Annotated in this window: 16 protein-coding genes; 5 read left to right on the top strand and 11 right to left on the bottom strand. The window is 48.1% G+C overall.

The genetic code is table 11. The annotated features are described in order from the left end of the window. Positions 1-105 precede the first annotated feature (105 nt). The 4 genes from hpnI to C7B65_RS20705 form a co-directional block, all read right to left on the bottom strand. A complete protein-coding gene (gene hpnI / locus C7B65_RS20720; protein ID WP_073074586.1) occupies positions 106-1,302 on the bottom strand; it encodes a bacteriohopanetetrol glucosamine biosynthesis glycosyltransferase HpnI in 1,197 nt (398 codons plus the stop codon). Between the two features lie 323 nt (positions 1,303-1,625). Next, positions 1,626-3,059: a hopanoid biosynthesis associated radical SAM protein HpnJ gene (gene hpnJ, locus C7B65_RS20715; protein ID WP_073074585.1), complete on the bottom strand. Its 1,434-nt coding sequence runs from the start codon at positions 3,057-3,059 to the stop codon at positions 1,626-1,628. 93 nt (positions 3,060-3,152) lie between these two features. Beyond that, positions 3,153-4,019, bottom strand: coding sequence for a KPN_02809 family neutral zinc metallopeptidase (gene ypfJ, locus C7B65_RS20710; RefSeq protein WP_073074584.1), 867 nt, complete (start codon positions 4,017-4,019; stop codon positions 3,153-3,155). A 138-nt stretch (positions 4,020-4,157) separates the two neighbouring features. Next, positions 4,158-7,079 (bottom strand): tetratricopeptide repeat protein, encoded by a 2,922-nt coding sequence (locus C7B65_RS20705; protein WP_083583169.1) that lies wholly within the window; start codon positions 7,077-7,079, stop codon positions 4,158-4,160. Between the two features lie 150 nt (positions 7,080-7,229). Between C7B65_RS20705 and msrB the strand changes: the two genes are divergently transcribed. The 3 genes from msrB to C7B65_RS20690 all read left to right on the top strand — a co-directional run bounded on the left by msrB (position 7,230) and on the right by C7B65_RS20690 (position 9,706). Beyond that, on the top strand, positions 7,230-7,637 hold the full coding sequence (gene msrB, locus C7B65_RS20700; protein WP_073074582.1) for a peptide-methionine (R)-S-oxide reductase MsrB: 408 nt from the start codon (positions 7,230-7,232) through the stop codon (positions 7,635-7,637). Positions 7,638-7,796: 159 nt separating this feature from the next. After that, complete coding sequence (locus C7B65_RS20695; protein ID WP_073074581.1) at positions 7,797-8,936, top strand: trypsin-like peptidase domain-containing protein; 1,140 nt, start codon at positions 7,797-7,799, stop codon at positions 8,934-8,936. A gap of 38 nt (positions 8,937-8,974) precedes the next feature. Next, the gene (locus C7B65_RS20690; RefSeq protein WP_223257473.1) at positions 8,975-9,706 is read left to right on the top strand and encodes a lipoate--protein ligase family protein; all 732 of its coding nucleotides are present in this window, start codon (positions 8,975-8,977) and stop codon (positions 9,704-9,706) included. Positions 9,707-9,728: 22 nt separating this feature from the next. Here C7B65_RS20690 and C7B65_RS20685 read toward each other — a convergent pair whose 3' ends face one another. Together C7B65_RS20685 and C7B65_RS20680 are read right to left on the bottom strand one after the other, a co-directional pair. Beyond that, positions 9,729-10,115 (bottom strand): type II toxin-antitoxin system death-on-curing family toxin, encoded by a 387-nt coding sequence (locus tag C7B65_RS20685; RefSeq protein ID WP_223257472.1) that lies wholly within the window; start codon positions 10,113-10,115, stop codon positions 9,729-9,731. Beyond that, a complete protein-coding gene (locus tag C7B65_RS20680) occupies positions 10,108-10,305 on the bottom strand; it encodes a hypothetical protein (RefSeq protein ID WP_073074579.1) in 198 nt (65 codons plus the stop codon). Before C7B65_RS20680 ends, C7B65_RS20685 begins: the two co-directional genes overlap by 8 nt. A 180-nt stretch (positions 10,306-10,485) precedes the next feature. On the opposite strand from C7B65_RS20680, the gene C7B65_RS20675 reads away from it, so the two are divergent. Then, the gene (locus tag C7B65_RS20675) at positions 10,486-12,471 is read left to right on the top strand and encodes an amylo-alpha-1,6-glucosidase (RefSeq protein ID WP_073074578.1); all 1,986 of its coding nucleotides are present in this window, start codon (positions 10,486-10,488) and stop codon (positions 12,469-12,471) included. Positions 12,472-12,607: 136 nt separating this feature from the next. Here C7B65_RS20675 and C7B65_RS20670 read toward each other — a convergent pair whose 3' ends face one another. Next, complete coding sequence (locus tag C7B65_RS20670) at positions 12,608-12,868, bottom strand: hypothetical protein (protein WP_073074577.1); 261 nt, start codon at positions 12,866-12,868, stop codon at positions 12,608-12,610. 40 nt (positions 12,869-12,908) lie between these two features. Here C7B65_RS20670 and C7B65_RS28890 point away from each other — a divergent pair, with 40 nt between their 5' ends. After that, positions 12,909-13,238 carry a hypothetical protein gene (locus C7B65_RS28890; RefSeq protein WP_223257471.1) on the top strand — a complete coding sequence of 110 codons (330 nt, stop codon included), beginning with the start codon at positions 12,909-12,911 and terminating at the stop codon, positions 13,236-13,238. A 191-nt stretch (positions 13,239-13,429) separates the two neighbouring features. Here the strand turns inward: C7B65_RS28890 and C7B65_RS20660 are convergent, their stop codons facing one another. From C7B65_RS20660 to C7B65_RS20645, 4 genes are all read right to left on the bottom strand, one after another. Further along, positions 13,430-14,317: a glycine betaine ABC transporter substrate-binding protein gene (locus C7B65_RS20660; protein ID WP_073074576.1), complete on the bottom strand. Its 888-nt coding sequence runs from the start codon at positions 14,315-14,317 to the stop codon at positions 13,430-13,432. Then, complete coding sequence (locus C7B65_RS20655) at positions 14,314-14,940, bottom strand: ABC transporter permease (protein ID WP_073074575.1); 627 nt, start codon at positions 14,938-14,940, stop codon at positions 14,314-14,316. Before C7B65_RS20655 ends, C7B65_RS20660 begins: the two co-directional genes overlap by 4 nt. Then, a complete protein-coding gene (locus tag C7B65_RS20650; RefSeq protein WP_073074594.1) occupies positions 14,928-15,668 on the bottom strand; it encodes an ATP-binding cassette domain-containing protein in 741 nt (246 codons plus the stop codon). The genes C7B65_RS20655 and C7B65_RS20650 overlap by 13 nt, the downstream gene beginning before the upstream one ends. A 251-nt stretch (positions 15,669-15,919) precedes the next feature. After that, positions 15,920-17,695 (bottom strand): alpha/beta hydrolase, encoded by a 1,776-nt coding sequence (locus C7B65_RS20645; RefSeq protein ID WP_073074574.1) that lies wholly within the window; start codon positions 17,693-17,695, stop codon positions 15,920-15,922. Positions 17,696-17,762 lie beyond the last annotated feature (67 nt).

Below are 17,762 nucleotides of genomic sequence, written 5' to 3'. Positions count from 1 at the left end.
CAAGCACCCTATCTATCGTGCCCCCATCTGATCAAACTAGGCAAATCGGTAACTTTCCGCAAGGTTTTTTGACCACCAGATTGTTTAACTAAGTTAACGCCAACCTCATCCGATCACTGACTTTACTTTCTCAGGCAGACTTGACGGATAAGCGACCAGTTCACCTTTTCTTGTCAGCTTAAACTGGTGGTCGCGCCACTTGATAGTATTGCCAATAAAACCATAGCACCATAGAGCAAAACTGATCAGATCACGCAGCGGCATAAGCCAAAGCAATTTTTCTGCAACCGGATCGCGAATGCTTTTAACCCCAATAAACCACGCCATCGCTAACCGCATTGTCCAGGTAATGATCAAAATAATCCAACCAAAAAGCGATCCGGCTGTGATTAGCAAAAACCAGAGGCTAGCAACCGTGCCGTAGGTAAAAATTAATCCCAGATATCCCCAGGGGCGCGAGGCTCGGATGCCGACCATCCAACGCAGTTGACGCTGCAAAGCACCCACGAATGTGCTGGTCGCCATGACATGATCAACAATGTGATGAGACAGCACGCCTTCATATCCGGCTTGAGTGGGCAAATAACCGAGTTGAAAGTCATCGGCTAAATAGTCAGCGATCGCTGCAAATCCCCCAATCTCTTCTAGCACCGATCGCCGCATGACGATCGTTTGACCCATCGCAAATTTCACGCCCTCTAACTCGTTGCTTACCAAAACCCCCGCCAGAAACTCAGTCGCCGAACTCAGCGCTTCTAACTCAGTTAACCAGCCTTCAGTGATCGATCGATAAAGACACGTCACTACCCCCACTCTCGGATTATTGAGCGGTTGAACCACCTGTTGCAAATAGTTGGGTTCGACATAGACATCACTGTCTGCCAGCAAAATAATTTCACCGTGAGCTTTGGTGATCGCATTAGCAACGTTACTCACTTTTCGGTTAGTGCCGATTGCCCGATCGCTGACCACTAACTGAATGTCGATCGCCGGAAAATCACGAATAATTTGCTTAATTACGTCAATGCCAGAGTCAGCCCAATCGTGTACGGCAAAGATAATTTGGTAGTTGGGATAGTCTTGACCACAAAACGAAGCAAGATTTTTATAGGCATCGCGATCGCTCCCACAAACAGGTTTTAGAATGCTGACTGATGGATGAAAATTAGGATCGATTGGATCTATTTGAGAAAAAAATCTATGCGCTGCATAAATTGCGTAGCCGTAATAGCCGATCGCTGATAGGCACAAAAACAATGGGAGAAATAACAGATAATCCAAAGATTCAACAAGACGTGTCATAGCTGATGCAGCAAATTTTTAGATTAAGAGCGTGGATTAAATAACCTGTCAATCTTGTCATCAAATCTCTTGATTCGTCATGGCTGAGATCTTCGCCCCCTAAATCCTCCCAATTTTGGGGGACTTTGAGCCAAGATTCCCGGTTTCAAAGTCCCCCAAATTGGGGGATTTAGGGGGCACAAGCCGACTCAAACGGAGCAATCAAAGAACTTATACGCTCTAGTTGAGTCCGAGAAGTTGCACCTTAATAAATCCACGTTCTATCAAGATCGCGGCGTAAGGGCATAGCACTGCCGTGCCCATTGTCACTTCAAATAACCGAATTATTTAACAGCCGCTTGATTGCGCCGTTCTTTCAGGTAAGAAAAGAACTCTCCGCCTTCTCGCAGTCGGCGCATTAGGATTTGGCGATCGCCCAACATTTCGCGCACGATCGGCACAATTGCTTTGGGTCGAAAATAGAATCGACGATACATTTGCTCAACCGCATCTTCGATCTCCGCGCTCGACAGATCGGGGTAATGCAGCGTCGAGGTTTGAATGCCAGAGGTGGCGACTAGTGCCTGGTCGCTAAACCAGCCGTTGGCGATCGCCTGTTGATAAAGCTCGGTGCCAGGATAAGGCGCAGCGATCGACACTTGAATCGTGTGCGGACTGATTTCACAAGCAAAGCGAATAGTTTCTTCGATCGTGGCACGGGTTTCAATCGGCAAACCGATGATAAACGTTCCGTGAACAGTGATCCCCAGGTCGCGACAGTGTTTCATAAACTGCCGAGCTGCTTCTAGTTTGATGCCCTTGTTGATGTTGTTTAAAATCTGCTGATTGCCCGACTCAAACCCGACTAACAATAGGCGTAAGCCATTATCTCGCAGTTGCTTAAGCGTGTCATAGTCCAAATTAGCGCGAGCGTTGCAACTCCAAGTGAGTTTTAATCGCTTCATGTGTTCGCTAATGGCGATCGCGCGATGTTTATCGATCGTGAAAGTGTCATCATCAAACATATATTCGCGGACACGATCGCCAAAAATTGCTTTCGCTTCTGACAGTTCGCGCCCCACTACTTCGGGACTTTTCGTGCGGTATTGGTGCCCCCCGATCGTCTGAGGCCAAAGACAAAAGCTGCACTTTGCTGGGCAACCGCGCCCCGTGTAAAACGAGATATAGGGATGCAGCAAATAACCGATGAAATATTTTGTGATGTCTAAGTCACGCGCATAGGTCGGCAAAACGCTGGGCATAGCATCCCAATCGTGGATTAAGTCACGATCGGGCGTGTGCTGAATATTGCGATCGTGATCCCGGTAGCTCAAACCCTTGATTTGATCCCAAGGCTCTCCGGCTGCCAAATCTTTGCAAGTGTAGTCAAACTCATGGCGACAGACAAAATCAATCACCGGATTGTCGCGTAACGTCTGCTCTGGTAAGACTGCAACGTGGGCACCAATCAAACCGACTGCAACTGCCGGATTTTGGGCTTTGAGCGCTTCCGCACACTTTATGTCATTGGCTAACGAGGGCGTGCTGGTGTGCATGATCACCAATTCGTAGTCTTTGGCAATTTTCAGCACATCGTCTATGGTCTGACCATGAGGCGGTGCATCGACTAGCTTACTTCCTGGCACGAGGGCTGCGGGCTGTGCGAGCCACGTTGGATACCAAAACGAGGTAATCTCACGCTTTGCCTGATATCTCGACCCAGCGCCCCCATCAAATCCGTCAAAGGAGGGAGGGCTTAAAAACAATGTCTTTTTCATAAATAACTCTCGTGATGCCAGAGATAACTACTGTGACTCGTGCCACTAGACTATCTTTAGATTGCTCTAAAGAAAAGACATAACAATAGTTAACTAGAGATTGGTTCCTGCGAAAGTGTTGCACTGTGATGGATCGCCACTCTGAATGCCTTTTTTGAACCACTGGGTTCGCTGGGCTGCACTGCCATGCGTGAAAGACTCTGGCACCACATATCCTCTGGCTCGTTCCTGCAAGCGATCGTCTCCGATCGCACTGGCTGCGGCGATCGCTTCTTCAATGTCGCCCTGTTGAAGAACTTGCCGCGATCGCTGGGCACGATTTCCCCAAACCCCAGCAAAACAATCGGCTTGTAGCTCTAACTTGACAGAAAGCTGATTCGCTTCTACCTGACTTGATTGCTTTTGCAGTGATCGCACTTTATCTGAGATACCCAACAGATTTTGGACATGATGCCCCACTTCATGAGCAACCACATAAGCCTGAGCAAAATCTCCCGGTGCCTGGTATTTAGTCTTCAGTTCACGATAGAACCCTAAGTCGATGTAAACCTTTTGATCGCGGGGACAGTAGAAAGGGCCCACCGCCGATCGTGTAAACCCACAAGCAGAGTCAACCGCATCTGAGTAAAGCACCAGGGTTGGCTCGACATATCTGCCACCACTCTGCCTAAAAATATCGCTCCAAGTATCTTCTGTATCTGCCAAAACCACAGATACAAAGTCAGACATTTTGTCGTTAGCGGCCCCCGTTGTTTGGGGCGATCGAGATTGAGACGATGGAGCCGAACGCTGATTAGACGGAGTGTTCTGGTTGAGAATAACACTGGGATCGCCTCCCAAAAAAGTGACTACAAGCGCCAAGAGAATAGTACCAATGCCACCGCCAATGATAGGAGCAGAAACTCCTCTACCGCGCCGATCCTCAACGTTTGTGCTTCTGCGTCCCTTTTCCCAATCCATTGCTTCAACTCTCCAATATTTAAGATTTTGTCAAGCTCGACCAAACGTAAAAATTTAGCTACTTGCTAATTCGCTCAGATTATAGCTGTGTTATTCACAGATCTCATCCCTCTTTAGAACAACAGTTTGAACAGTTCTTTAAAGAAAATCTGCCAATACGGTTAACGATCGCTGCACCTGCTTCTCCCACGTCCAATCTTGCATAAACTGTGCAGCAGCATTGCCTCGACGCTGTGCCTCAGCGCGATCGCCGTACACTTGTTCTAATTGCTCAACGACTTCTTCGACCTGCGATTCTCCCCAGCCTTCGGTGCCTTGATAATGCTCGTTGCCAAAAATTTGACCCTGGGTGCGTAGCGGATAGCAGCGATCGTCGCCAATCAAATCCAAGTGCCCGGTATTCATGGAGATAATTGTAGGAATGCCACACGCAAGGCTTTCCATCGCGACTAAATTGGTGCCGCCTTCACCGCGATTGGTAAACACCGCGACATCGGCTTCTCGCAAAACTTGAGGCGCGATCGCATTCGGAATCATCCCTACATCTAGTACTGCATCGGCCGGAATGCCGTTTTTTGTAAGCCAGTGAGTAATCTGCAACCGTCCGCGATCATCGACGCTAGGAACGTCAGCCACGTGGTTGGCGCGATCAAGTCCGGTCATAGTGTTGACCCAATGATTGTGCCATGCCGTCAACAACAGCGCTTCAGGATGCCGCGATCGAAAGATGCGGAAGGCAGCCACGACAATATCTTGACCTTTGCGATACTCTAGTTTGCCACCCGAAAAAATGACAAAGCGATCGTGCAACAAGCCCGATCTAGGAGCTGGATGAAACAGAGTTGGATCGATGCCCTGCTGAACAGTTTCAACCTGCGTGAGTCCATAGGTTCGCAAGATTTCGGCATTCCAAGTAGAGCCTGCGATGATGCGATCGTAGCGCTGGGCTTGCTCAACTTCGTGCGGCAGAAAATGTGTGTCTTCTGAAAAAATAACGCCGATGTTATGCGTTCCTTGAATACGACGATTTTCTTCACTAGTCGCAAAGTGATTTCCGAGCGGTTTGAGTATGAGCAGATTTGTAGTTAATACCTTACCTGGGTGCTGAGTAAGCAGCGTCTGAATCTGCTGAGAATAATCAAGCACTGAGTTGAGACGCGATCGCAGCACTGGATTCAACTCTGATAATGCAGAAATCGCCATCAATGACACAGGTTCTAAGTTAGAAGTCTTCCATAACTGCAATGCTAGATTTAATCCATAAACGCCCCATCCAAGATTTCCACCGATCGGAAATCCGATCCCAATTTGTTTTTTAGGTGACGAATTAATCACTAAACTTTGATTCTTTCTAGAATCTGGAATTCGAGCAGAAATTTCAACGCTAGAATCTAAATTCTTAGATTTACTTTTAATCAGAGTCACTAATTCATTCTTAATCGATTCGGTCACATTAGACCAATCTCTAAGAGAACGCTGACGAAACAACCGAGCCGTTGGATACCAAGGGCTATCTGCTCGATCGAGAAACCATCGCCAATCAGGAACCGCGCTCAACAAAATCCAAACTGGTTTGCCTATTGCACCCGCTAAGTGGGCCACTGAGGTATCTACACTGATCACTAAATCTAGTTGCGCGATCGCCGCTGCCGTATCTGCAAAATCTTCAAGCTGCTGATCGAGATCCACGATCGCAATTGTGGGATGCGCCGCCTGAAATTGCTGTAACTCCTCAGATCGACCCTTCTGCAAACTGTGAAACTCTACCCCGGTTAAGCTCAATAGCGGCAGCAACTCGGTGAGGGTGATCGAGCGATCGCGATCGTTGCCATTTTTAGAATTTCCACCCCAAACAATCCCAACTTTCAAAATAGGATTGGTTGTAGAAACTTGAGGAGTCGAGAGATAGGGAATCGCCGCCGGAATCGTGTCTAGCGTCGTACCCAACAGATAGGGCAGACTCAACAACAGCGCATAACAATCAAACGGCGGCATTGTCTCACCTTCGAGCACAAGCTGATCAATGCCAGGAGCAGTTTTAAGCAAGCGCATCAACGGAGCCGAACAGCCCACGATCACCCGTCCGCCCCGTGCTGCCACCAGCGGCGCATAGCGGATGAATTGAATCAGGTCGCCAAAGCCTTGCTCATGGCAGAGCAAAATCGTCTTGCCATTGAGATTAGAGCCATCCCACTCAGGCTGAGGAAACGCAGGTGGAGTCAGAGATTGCCCCGCCCAGCGTTGCTCATAGTATCGAAATCCAGCTTCTAAATCGCCCCTCAACAGCAGTAAAAAACCATAGTTAAGTTGAGCATTTGCATAGGTAGGATTGAGTCTCAAAGCGTCTTGATAGCGATCGCTAGCCTCAACAAACTGCCCACAATAGTAGGAGGCAACGCCTAAATTGTTGTATGCCTCCGCGAAGGTCGGATCAAGTGCGATCGCCTGTCTGAGATGCCCGATCGCCGCCTCGACGCGACCCAGTTTTCGCAAAACCTCTCCTAAACTGTTGTGGGCGATCGCGTGGTCGGGTTTGAGTGCCAACGCCTGCTGATAAGCATCTGCTGCCGCCTCAAACTGCTCCAGATTTTGCAGACACGCCCCTAAATTGTGTAGCGATTGCCGATGGTCGGGCTTTAACTTCAACACTTGGCGATAGGCTGCGATCGCGTCTTCATATTGTTGTTGTGCAAGATAGGCATTGCCTAAGTTGTAGTGGCTTTGATAAAAACTGGGATCGAGGGCAATTGCTGCTTGATAATGCTCGATCGCGGCATCAATTTGCTCTATTTTTGAGAGCGCCGTGCCTAGATTGTAGTGAGCAGACACAGAGTTAGGCACAAGGTTGAGAAAGGAGTGATAGTGCGCGATCGCGCGTTCAAATTGTCCCGTTTGACAATAGACGATGCCCAACATCTCAAGCGTTTCGATCTGCTGAGGGTGTTGTTGAATGATTTGCAAACAAAGTTGCTCTGCGGTTTCCCAATCCTCAGCTTGAAAGGCGTTTTTTGCTGCGGTCAACTGCTTAAAAGCCTCGTTCATTGACATTGCTAAGTGCATGACTATTCACCATTTTGCGTCAACAAACCCGATTTGCAACGTCAGGGTGTGATAACCGACGCTAACCCACTGTTTCCAACCTGCAAGACCAGTGAGAACCCTCTAAAATAGAAGTTAGTGCAAAGACATTTAAGCTGGAGCAAGATCGAGATGACAGCCTCAAACCGTGAGTTTAAAATCACCAAAACAGACGACGAATGGAAAAAGCTGCTCACCCCAGAACAGTTTCAAGTGCTGCGAAAACACGGGACTGAACGCCCTCGCACTAGCCCGCTTGACAAGCAATATAGCCCAGGTATGTACGAGTGTAGTGCGTGTGGATTGCCGCTGTTTACCTCAGACACCAAATTTGATAGCGGCACGGGTTGGCCCAGCTTTTTTGCCCCGATCGAAGGCGCGATCGAAACCACAACTGATAAGTCACTGTTTATGACCCGTGTCGAAGTGCATTGCCGCCGCTGTGGTGGGCATTTAGGACACGTTTTTAACGACGGCCCTGCCCCAACTAGACAACGCTATTGCATGAATGGAGTCTCGCTAAAGTTCGAGCCAAAATAAAGTAGAGATTTGTGTAAGGGCATGGCACTGCCGTGCCCCGCTGCAAGTAACCGATATTATCTAATCCCTGATCCCAACGGTAAAATTCAGCCGTAAGATTGAGGAAATTCTCTGTACGATCGCTAAGCTGATAACAGCCTCGGTACAGGAATTAACTTTATGCCTCAGTTGCGATTTAACTTTCTAGAAAAACTAGCGATCGGGTTTGTCACCTGGTTGGCGATCGTCAGCATCGGTTTCGTCATTGATGGATCGCGGACTGCTTGGGCAGCAGGTCAAACCAACGCTGACTCTAACTTTGTTACCGCAGCCGTCGAAAAAGCAGCGGGAGCAGTGGTTCAAGTCAACGTGTCTCGCACACTGGGCGGCGATATTCCTGGGGCACTCAGACCTTTTTTAGGCAGACCGGGGGCATCGTCGCAATCGGTTTTGCGCGGCATTGGCTCTGGGTTTGTGATTAGCTCAACCAATACGACTGGACAAATTATCACAAACGCCCACGTCGTTGATAGCGCCGATCTGGTTACGGTGTCTTTTCAAGACGGACGCATTTTAGCAGGCAAAGTGTTAGGCAAAGACCCAGTAACCGATGTTGCCGTGATTGAAGTGCAAGCCGATCGTTTGCCTACTGTCACAGTGGGCAACTCAGACAAGGTTCGTCAAGGGCAGTGGGCGATCGCGATCGGCAATCCACTAGGGCTGCAAGAAACGGTGACGGTGGGCGTGATTAGCGGCACAGAGCGATCGAGCGCTGACATTGGGGTGCCTGATAAGCGGGTAGGATTCATTCAAACCGATGCTGCTATCAATCCGGGTAATTCTGGCGGACCTTTACTAAACGCTGAGGGAGACGTAATTGGGGTGAATACTGCGATTATTCGTGGCACTCAAGGGCTAGGATTTGCGATTCCGATTAACACGGCTCAGGCGGTTGCTCAACAGCTCATTGCAACTGGGGAAGTGCAGCATCCCTATATTGGTGTGCAAATGGTAGCGCTGACTCCGCAGGTGAAGCAATATATCAATCAAGCGCCCAACAGTCAGATGCGCGTCGAGGAAGAAAACGGCATTTTAGTGGTGCGGGTCAACAAGGGCACCCCAGCGGCTAAAGCGGGGCTACGGGCAGGAGACGTGATTGCAGAAGTCAATCAGCAGCCAGTCGAAAAAGTCAGCACGATTCAGCGATTGGTGGATCAAGTTGGGGTCACAGGTGAGTTAGAGGTGACGGTGAAACGCAGCGATCGCACGATCGCGTTGAAGATTGAGCCAGAGCAACTTCCTACCGCTGAAATGCCCTAGCGAGTGCCATCATCTAAACCTCCAAGATATAGGCTTCCGTGAAAACTTGGCGACTTATTCCGCTCATTCAGGCATCGGGTCAGATGCAAATGGCGATCGACCAGTGGCTTTTGAAACAACACGCTTCAGGCGATCATCCGCCTACTTTGCGGTTTTATACCTGGTCGCCTGTTGCCATCTCGCTGGGCTATCATCAGCATCGATATCCAGACGAGTGGAAGCAGTTGAGTTGGCACGGTAAACCGATTGAATTGGTGCGCCGACCGAGTGGAGGACGCGCCGTTTTGCATCAGGGAGATTTGACTTACGCGGTGATCACATCCGGTTTGTCAGGCAATCGAATGCAGGACTATCAAGCGATCTGTGAATTTTTAATTGAGGGATGGCGATCGCTCAATGTCGATCTGCATTACGGACAAGCGGGACGTAATTATATTCAAAACCCCAACTGCTTTGGGACGGCAACAGTTGCAGATTTAGTCATGTCAGACGGGGCAAAGCTGATCGGCAGCGCTCAATTGCGGCAGGGAAATGCCATTTTGCAACATGGATCGATGCGATTAGAACCGGATGAGGAACTGTTCGATCGGGTTTTTGATAACGAATCTGCTAACCTGCCAAACTTACCTCTGTCAATGCAAGGAGAAGCGTTAATTCAAACCGTGATCGAGACATTAGTTCAATCAGCCAGTGATTGTTTTGATATTCACTTAGAATCTCAACCACTGACGGAAACAGAATGGCACGCAATTCAGGCTACGAATGTTTGAAAATGCTAGAGCGATCGTCAACTTAATTCTTTTGGACACAGCGTTCTAGAAATGTAGATATTTCATCTTTAGTCATATTTCCTTGAGCAACCTCAATCACGAGTTGATATTCCTCTTCATCAGATAGTGTCAACTCATAATCGTTTAACTCTAGAAAAGCCTCCATCGCGGCACAGGCTGTACGTTTATTACCATCAATAAAGGGATGGTTTCTAGAAATATGATAGAGGTAAGCTGATGCCTGCTCATAAATAGTTGAATGCAAAAACTCTCCACCAAACGTTGCTTGGGGTTGGGCTAAGGCTGAGTCAAGTAGCCCTTCATCTCTCACGCCTGTGGCTCCGCCAAATGCTGCAACCATATCTTGGTGTAGTGCTAAGACTACAAATGTAGAGAGAAATTTAGGCATCAGCAAGGCGCTTAAAAACTTCGCTTCTTTTCTGCTTGACAGACAGGTAAGCTAAAAAAGCTTCTACATCTTCAGAGGTGAACTCAGGATGCAGTTTTCTCACTTGTTCTTTAACAGTGTGTTCATCGAATTTAGTCGAATCATCAATGCCTAGCTGCTTTAGAGCTTCTTGAGATAAGAGGATAGACATAGCGAACATCCCAGAATTGCTTTTCTTTAGTGTAGGCGATCGCGAATCGTAAAGACTGAAGGCTAAAACTTAAAACAATTGAGATAAGCGATCGCATGGGTCGTAATAATTGCTGCGATCGCTTGCTCTTTCACCTCATAATCAGGGTAAATAGAGACGCTACCGAAAGGCTTTTTTGTGATGAGTATCGATTTTGGACGAGAGATCTGCGGCAATCTTGCGGCTGCGGAAACACGAGAATGGCTCGTCACCAACGGCATTGGAGGATACGCATCGGGCACGATCGCGGGGCTGCTCACTCGTCGCTATCACGGCTTACTGGTTGCCGCGCTCAAGCCTCCCCAGCAGCGCACGCTACTCGTCACTAAGCTCGATGAAAGCGTCCGCTATGGCAAAGAATTCTACCCTCTCAGCACCAATCGCTGGAAAGGCGGCATCGTTTGTTCTAATGGCTATCGCAACATTGAGCGGTTTTTTTTAGAAGGCACCGTTCCCGTGTGGCGGTTTGCGTGTGGCGATGCCCTGCTCGAAAAGCGCATCTGGATGCAGCAAGGAGCTAACACTACCTATGTGCAATATCACTTGCACCGAGCTACCCAGCCGCTAACCCTGACCCTCAAGGCACTCGTCAATTATCGCGACCATCACAGCGAAACTCAGGGCGACCATTGGCAACTGGGCGTTGACTCGATCGGCAAAGACGTTTGCATTTCAGCCTACCCAGAAGCTACACCGTTTTATTTGCTGTGTCGGGGCGCAAAAGCCACCCCAATGCACGATTGGTATTATCGCTATGAGTTGGCTGTCGAGCGCGATCGGGGACTCAACGATCGAGATGATCATCTCCACGCTGCGACCTTTGAGGCGACGCTGCACCCCGGCGAGTCAGTGACGTTTATCGCCAGCACTGATGCAACGCCCAATCTTGATGGAGAGACAGCACTGCGTATTCAACACGCCTATGAACAAAGATTGCTCGATCGCTGGAAAATTGACCAGGGCAAACAAACCGATTCTGCACCTGTTTGGATTAAACAATTAGTCTTATCTGCCGATCAATTTATTGTGAACCGATCGCAGCCCAATAACCCCAATGGCAAAACGATCGTGGCGGGCTATCCCTGGTTTGGGGACTGGGGACGAGACACGATGATCAGCCTACCAGGATTGACCCTCGCAACGGGTCGCCCAGAGATTGCGCGATCGATCATTCAAACCTATGCTTTGCACATCAATCGGGGAATGCTGCCCAATCGCTTTCCCGATGCCGGAGAGAACCCGGAATACAACACGGTCGATGCAACGCTGTGGTACTTTATCGCGATTCAAGCTTATTACAATGCAACGGACGATCGTGACTTGCTGCACGATATTTTTCCCGTCTTGGCAGAAGTCATTGATTGGCACTGTCGCGGCACTCGCTATCACATTCACCTTGACCCGGCGGATGGGTTGCTCTATGCCGGAGAAACAGGGACACAACTCACCTGGATGGATGCCAAAGTCGGCGATTGGGTCGTGACTCCGCGCATCGGCAAGCCTGTTGAGATTAATGCTTTGTGGTATAACGCTCTGCGAATTATGGCAAAGTTTGCTCGTCAAATTGGCAAGCCGCACCGAGAATATGACGCAATGGCAGAGCGCGTGCTGGCGAGATTTCCGCGTTTTTGGAACGAGTCTAAAGGCTATTGTTATGATCTGCTAGACAGCCCCGATGGTGATGATTCGGCGCTGCGTCCTAATCAGATTTTTGCGGTGTCTCTGCCCGAAAGTCCGTTGACTGCGGCTCAACAAAAAAGCGTAGTTGATGCCTGTTCACGATCGCTGCTTACTTCTTATGGATTGCGATCGCTCTCACCCACTCATGAACATTATCAAGGACACTATGGCGGTTCTCAACTTCAGCGAGATGGAGCTTATCATCAAGGCACTGCCTGGGGTTGGCTGATGGGTGCTTTTGCGATCGCTCATTTGCGTGTTTACAACAACCCGACTAAAGCGCGTGAGTTTTTAGAGCCAATGGCAGCCCATTGTTCAAATCACGGAGTCGGTAGTTTGAGCGAGATTTTTGATGGCGATGCGCCCATGAATCCGCGAGGTTGCATTGCTCAAGCGTGGACGGTGGCAGAAGTGTTGCGGGCTTGGTTTACGATCGCCCATTCCTAATCTTTGACAGCAAATAGAAGAATTAGATCTTCCTCTTCTGATTGAGCAGCAGTAATTTCTGCTGCTCAATCAGAAGAGGAAAGCCTATTCTTTCGATCGTTCTTACCGTCAAAGATTTGAAAGGCTAACAATCTATTTAGTCTTCGTCGATTGGGTCATCGCGATCGTCATCGATCGTCCCACCCAAAATACTTTTAATTAGCTCATCAACGGTAACACCGCGCTTTTGAGCCATATATTCCAACATAGTTGCAACTTCAGTTTTCTGCTCTGCAACTCCAACACTAATCAAAGCAGCCGCTTGACTTGATCTGCTGCGGCTATAAAGCCAAGCGAGAATTGTTATCCAGTCGTCATCATGTTCGCCTAATGGTGGCAAGGTGATTCTTTTTGTCATAGATTAGGGCACATGATTTCGGACTTAAATCACTGCTTCTATGCAGATTAGTGATTTTTCCCACAAGCTGATCACTGATCTGCATAAGCGTGATAATATTCAAGCAAGCGAAAAGCCAGTGCGTCCCGTGGAAAGTTCAGCACTGGCTAAAGCTCCAAACTCAATGGAGACACTCATTATTATGCCCTATCGAGACCGCCTCAATAGGTGGTTAGTCGTGCGATTGCTTCCCAATATGCAGCGCATTGTCGTCGCGCGTTGTCGCAACCGCTCAGATGCTGATGGATATCTGCACGTTTTGCGCCGACTCATGCCCGACGAAACCTTTATTGTCATGTTTGATGGTGATGCCGATTCTTCATTAACGTGAGTTCGATAGAAGTGGTTCACTCCGATGATGAATTCGGGAAGCCCCCTAAATCCCCCAAAAATGGGGGACTTTGAACCGGAAATTTTGACTTGAAGTCCCTCAGAATGGGGGATTTAGGGGGCAGAAGACGCTGAGAACGAAGCGAAAAAACTCGTCGAACTCACATTTCATCAGAAGACAGATGAGAATGATCAAGATTTTGACTGCAAAAACTCTCGAACCACTTGTTTAACATCTTCTTTTTTGCCATCGACTCGATAGTTTAATTCCTGCATTTTCTTCTCAGAAATTGTGCCGCCCAACTGGTCAAGCACTTGCTTTAACTCAGGATGTTTGCGGAGTGTTTCTTGACGCACGATCGCCGCCGCTTCATAAGGGGGGAAATATTGACGATCGTCCTTTAGCACCACCAAATTTAACGTCGGAATCACGCCATCAGTTGTATTACCCGCCACGAAATCGACCTGCTTATCCGTAAGTGCCCGATAGAGCAACCCCAAATCCATCACTTTTGGAGACTCGGCAAATTTGAGATTGTAAGTTTTCGACAACCCCGGAAACCCGTCTTCTCGGTTGAGAAATTCAAACCCAAATCCAGCGCGCCATTGAGGGGTATATTTCGCCGCTTGTGAAAGAGTTTGCAGATTATATTTTTTGGCATCGTCACCCCGAATCACCATCGCAAACGAGTTGTTAAACCCAAACGGAGCCGTCCACTCTAGCTTGTAGCGAGCAGGATATTCTTGTTTGAGTTGCTCAAAAACTTTTTTGGCATCTGCGATCGCCGGAAACTTCAAAATCGTAGTGTAAGCCGTGCCTGTATATTCTGGATAGAGGTCGAGATCTCCAGAAATCATGCCCTGTTGACAGATCAGCGTCCCGCCAAGATTAAAGCGGCGATCGACCTTCAGACTTGTTTTGCCCTCAATTTGTTGGGCCAGAATTTCTCCTAAAATCACTTGTTCGGTGAAATTTTTAGTGCCGATTACAACGCGATCGCCTCCCGAACTACAGGCAGCAATTCCAGTCACCAGAGCAACCATCAATAGAAAAAACACAAAAAATCGTTTTAAGTTCATTTCTTTAAAGTGAGACGACGCTCAACTAAACCCAGGGCAAAATCGGCCGTTAACGCCATTATCGCAGCCGGAATTGCCCCCGCTAAAATCAACTGACTATCGACCACCGCAACACCACGAAAAATAAATTCTCCCAAACCGCCTGCGCCGATCGCCGCCGCGATCGTTGCCAGCCCCACCCCGATCACGGTGGCAAGTCTCACACCGCCTAAAATCACCCCCAACGCTAACGGAATTTCAACCTGCAATAAAAGCTGACGATCGGTCATTCCCAGGCCCATTCCCGCTTCTCGAATGGCCGGATCAACGCCCATAATTCCTAAATAAGTGTTGCGAATAATCGGCAAAAGCGAGTAGAGAATCAGCGCTACGATCGCCGTTCTCGCCCCAATGCCACCAATGAATGGCACCGGAATCAGAAACCCAAAAATCGCTAAACTCGGCATTGTTTGAATCGCATTAGCAAAGCCCAGCACAGGTCTACTTAACGCGGGTTTGCGAGTAATCAAAATACCTAACGGAATGCCAATGAGAACGGCGATTGCGATCGACGTAAACACCAAAAATAGATGCTGTCCACTGCGCTGTAAGATTTCTTCGCCATAGCGATTTAAGAATTCCATTCGCCTCTCACCCTCAAAAACGCTTGGGCTTCTGGATGGGTCGATTTCACAAACTCTTCGGGCGTTGCCATCACCACAAACTCACCCGCTTGCATTAAGCCAATTCGAGAACCGAGGGTAAAAGCCTCTTGAATATCGTGCGTGACAAACACGATCGTTTTGCCGAGACGCTGCTGCAATTGCCGAAATTCTTGCTGAAGCTCAACGCGAGTGATCGGATCGAGTGCCCCAAATGGCTCATCCATTAACAAGATTGGCGGATCGGCCGCCAGCGCTCTCGCGACTCCGACTCGCTGCCGTTGCCCCCCGGATAACTCGTGCGGATATCGTTGAGCAAAGCGATCGGGTTCTAACCCAACGAGTTCTAAGAGCGCTAACACGCGCTTTTTAATCTGTGACGGCTCCCACTTTTGCAGAGACGGCACGACCCCAATATTTCGCTCGATCGTAAAGTGAGGAAATAGCCCGACCTCCTGAATCACATAACCAATCCGCCGTCGTAGCTGAATCGGATTCCACTCGCAAGTCGAAATGCCTTCAACTCGCACCTCTCCTTGAGCCGGAGTCAGCAAGCGATTGATCAGCCGCAGCGTGGTCGTTTTGCCGCAGCCGCTTCGACCTAGTAAAACCAGCGTTTCGCCTGACTCAATTCTAAAGTTGAGATTGAGTACGAGAGAGCGCTGACCTAAATAATAAGCAACCTGTTGAAATTCAACTGCGATCGGCATAACATCCATCTACAACTTGCCTCGGCTGATTCAGACTTCAAACTTCTTGTTTAAACGTCAGTTCGACAGAAGTGGGTTGCTCCGGTTGTGAATTCGGGAGAGCTACCTAAATTCCCAAGTTTGGGGAACTTCAAGCCAAAATTTCCGGTTCAAAGTCCCCCAGAATGGGGATTTAGGGGGCAGAAGCCGCCGACAACGAAGCGAAAAACCTCGTCGAACTGACGTGGTTTAAAGATACGGTTTATTGAAAGTTAGTAGTCGTTGCGATCGCGCCTCTGTCCCAGAATATCAACGTGATAGCGTTCAGGTGCTAACAAAACTTGCATTCCTCTTTCTCCACACAAGTGCGAAAGGGTTTGCAGCAAAGCCATTTTTTCTTGCTGAAGTGCCGTTAGATTGGGATGCAAGGCTACAATTTTGGCAAGCGATCGTTCAAAGAAAGCATCTGTTTTTAGGGTTTCTAAAAAGCCCTCAAACCCAAGACAACTCAGTCCATAAATTAGCCGCTTGCTGAGTTCGGGTTGGGGACGATTTTGAGAGCTAAAAATATATCCGCCGTGAGTATCAATCTTCCCGCTAAAAAAGTCTAAGCTCAGAGAAACATAATCACTAAAGCTTAGAAATGATTTGCCTAAAGCGCGGCTCACGATCCCAACTTCTTTCTCTTGACCTGTTTTAGGATCATGATACTTTTCTTGATAATTGGTGCAGTCAAAATAGGTAAAAAGTTCAGCGATCGACTTCTGATTTTCCTCTAACCCGACTTGCAGTTGTCTCTCCGACAAAGGCTTTTGCTCACGAATAAATAAATAATCTAAAAAGCCTGCTCCTCTCGCATTCACTAATTGACCGTCTTCAGCTTGGTTGACGATACTCGATGAGGCTGATTGACGAGATTCTCTGCCACGTCCTAACCAGTTTCTAACCATCACATTGCCGAGTCGATAGCCGCCATCGCGGGTTTTCGCCGGAAAGCTAAAATAGTTAGCCGAGGTCGAAGCTAGCTTCAGCGCCATGTCTCCTTCATTGCAAAAGAGATAAGCTTCTTGGAAGCGACGCAGTGACGATCGCAGCGTGTTTGCTCGACCCGACACGATCGCTTCTGCCGGAATGTCGGGCGCAACTAAAACGAGTTTTCCTAAACAAAGTGCGTTGCCAATCTCAGAAGAAGGGCATTTGTTTCGATTGTTAACATCCAAGTTTCCGATCGACCCTGGATCGAAAACATCTGACAAAATTCGGACAGCATTGGTCACTACAAAAGCGCCCATACTGTGACCGATAAAAGACAGACGAATCCGGCGCTGCTCATGATGGGCAGTTTGAGTTTGACGATCGTCAGCTCCGACATTTTGCACTAGGGACTGATCTAACTGCCGAATGAATTCAACTAAATCAGATACCCCATAGTTAGCTGCCCGAAAAGTATCTCGAAAGTAACCAGTGAGTCTCAGAGCCACGATCGTTAAAATCGGCGAGATCGCAATTAAAGAGAGAATTAAAAGAACCACAAAAGCCAGTAGAATCTCTACGCCAAAAGTTAGAGACAGCGCTGCGAAAATGCCTGCGATCGTGCCGATCAAACCCACGATAACTCCAACAATTCCTAACTTTGAAATCAAACTCAACAGCCTGGGTAGTGCCTGCTGAGTAAACTTGATTTTATCTTTAAAATTTCCAGAATCACCTTCAGAAATTTTTTCTGAAGACCAGCGATAACCAACTACTAATAAACCTTTAGGCGCTTTTTGATAATGTTGAGAAATATATTCGCAAGCAGTCTTATACCACCATTCTGCCCCCGACTGACCCGTGTTGTAGCCATGAATCATGATTAGAATTTCTGCATCTTCCCCATGATTTTTTAAGTATTGAGTGATTTGTTGAATAAAGATTTCCGGGTCAGTCTGATTCTTAATTTGCGACTGATCTTCAACGTTGATAGGAGCCGTACTGATGACAAAATAGCCTGGAATTTGGCAGTTCTCCAGATCTAACTTTTGAATAATGAGTAGGGGACTGCTCATAAGTCGTTTGGCAATATAACTGCGATCGCATTATAACAATACCAATTTCAAAAACAATTGCGACCGA

The sequence above is a fragment of the Phormidesmis priestleyi ULC007 genome (assembly GCF_003003695.1).
GTDB lineage: Bacteria > Cyanobacteriota > Cyanobacteriia > Leptolyngbyales > Leptolyngbyaceae > Phormidesmis_A > Phormidesmis_A priestleyi_A.
Note: the sequence above shows the minus strand (reverse complement) of the source record. Positions and strands in the feature narration are given on the sequence as shown.

What these genes read in the sequence shown, in the direction of transcription:
- hpnI (WP_073074586.1), bottom strand. Translation starts at nt 1,302, where the DNA reads ATGACACGTCTTGTTGAATCTTTGGATTATCTGTTATTTCTCCCATTG.
- hpnJ (WP_073074585.1), bottom strand. Translation starts at nt 3,059, where the DNA reads ATGAAAAAGACATTGTTTTTAAGCCCTCCCTCCTTTGACGGATTTGAT.
- ypfJ (WP_073074584.1), bottom strand. Translation starts at nt 4,019, where the DNA reads ATGGATTGGGAAAAGGGACGCAGAAGCACAAACGTTGAGGATCGGCGC.
- C7B65_RS20705 (WP_083583169.1), bottom strand. Translation starts at nt 7,079, where the DNA reads ATGCACTTAGCAATGTCAATGAACGAGGCTTTTAAGCAGTTGACCGCA.
- msrB (WP_073074582.1), top strand. Translation starts at nt 7,230, where the DNA reads ATGACAGCCTCAAACCGTGAGTTTAAAATCACCAAAACAGACGACGAA.
- C7B65_RS20695 (WP_073074581.1), top strand. Translation starts at nt 7,797, where the DNA reads ATGCCTCAGTTGCGATTTAACTTTCTAGAAAAACTAGCGATCGGGTTT.
- C7B65_RS20685 (WP_223257472.1), bottom strand. Translation starts at nt 10,115, where the DNA reads ATGCCTAAATTTCTCTCTACATTTGTAGTCTTAGCACTACACCAAGAT.
- C7B65_RS20680 (WP_073074579.1), bottom strand. Translation starts at nt 10,305, where the DNA reads ATGTCTATCCTCTTATCTCAAGAAGCTCTAAAGCAGCTAGGCATTGAT.
- C7B65_RS20675 (WP_073074578.1), top strand. Translation starts at nt 10,486, where the DNA reads ATGAGTATCGATTTTGGACGAGAGATCTGCGGCAATCTTGCGGCTGCG.
- C7B65_RS20670 (WP_073074577.1), bottom strand. Translation starts at nt 12,868, where the DNA reads ATGACAAAAAGAATCACCTTGCCACCATTAGGCGAACATGATGACGAC.
- C7B65_RS28890 (WP_223257471.1), top strand. Translation starts at nt 12,909, where the DNA reads ATGCAGATTAGTGATTTTTCCCACAAGCTGATCACTGATCTGCATAAG.
- C7B65_RS20660 (WP_073074576.1), bottom strand. Translation starts at nt 14,317, where the DNA reads ATGAACTTAAAACGATTTTTTGTGTTTTTTCTATTGATGGTTGCTCTG.
- C7B65_RS20655 (WP_073074575.1), bottom strand. Translation starts at nt 14,940, where the DNA reads ATGGAATTCTTAAATCGCTATGGCGAAGAAATCTTACAGCGCAGTGGA.
- C7B65_RS20650 (WP_073074594.1), bottom strand. Translation starts at nt 15,668, where the DNA reads ATGCCGATCGCAGTTGAATTTCAACAGGTTGCTTATTATTTAGGTCAG.
- C7B65_RS20645 (WP_073074574.1), bottom strand. Translation starts at nt 17,695, where the DNA reads ATGAGCAGTCCCCTACTCATTATTCAAAAGTTAGATCTGGAGAACTGC.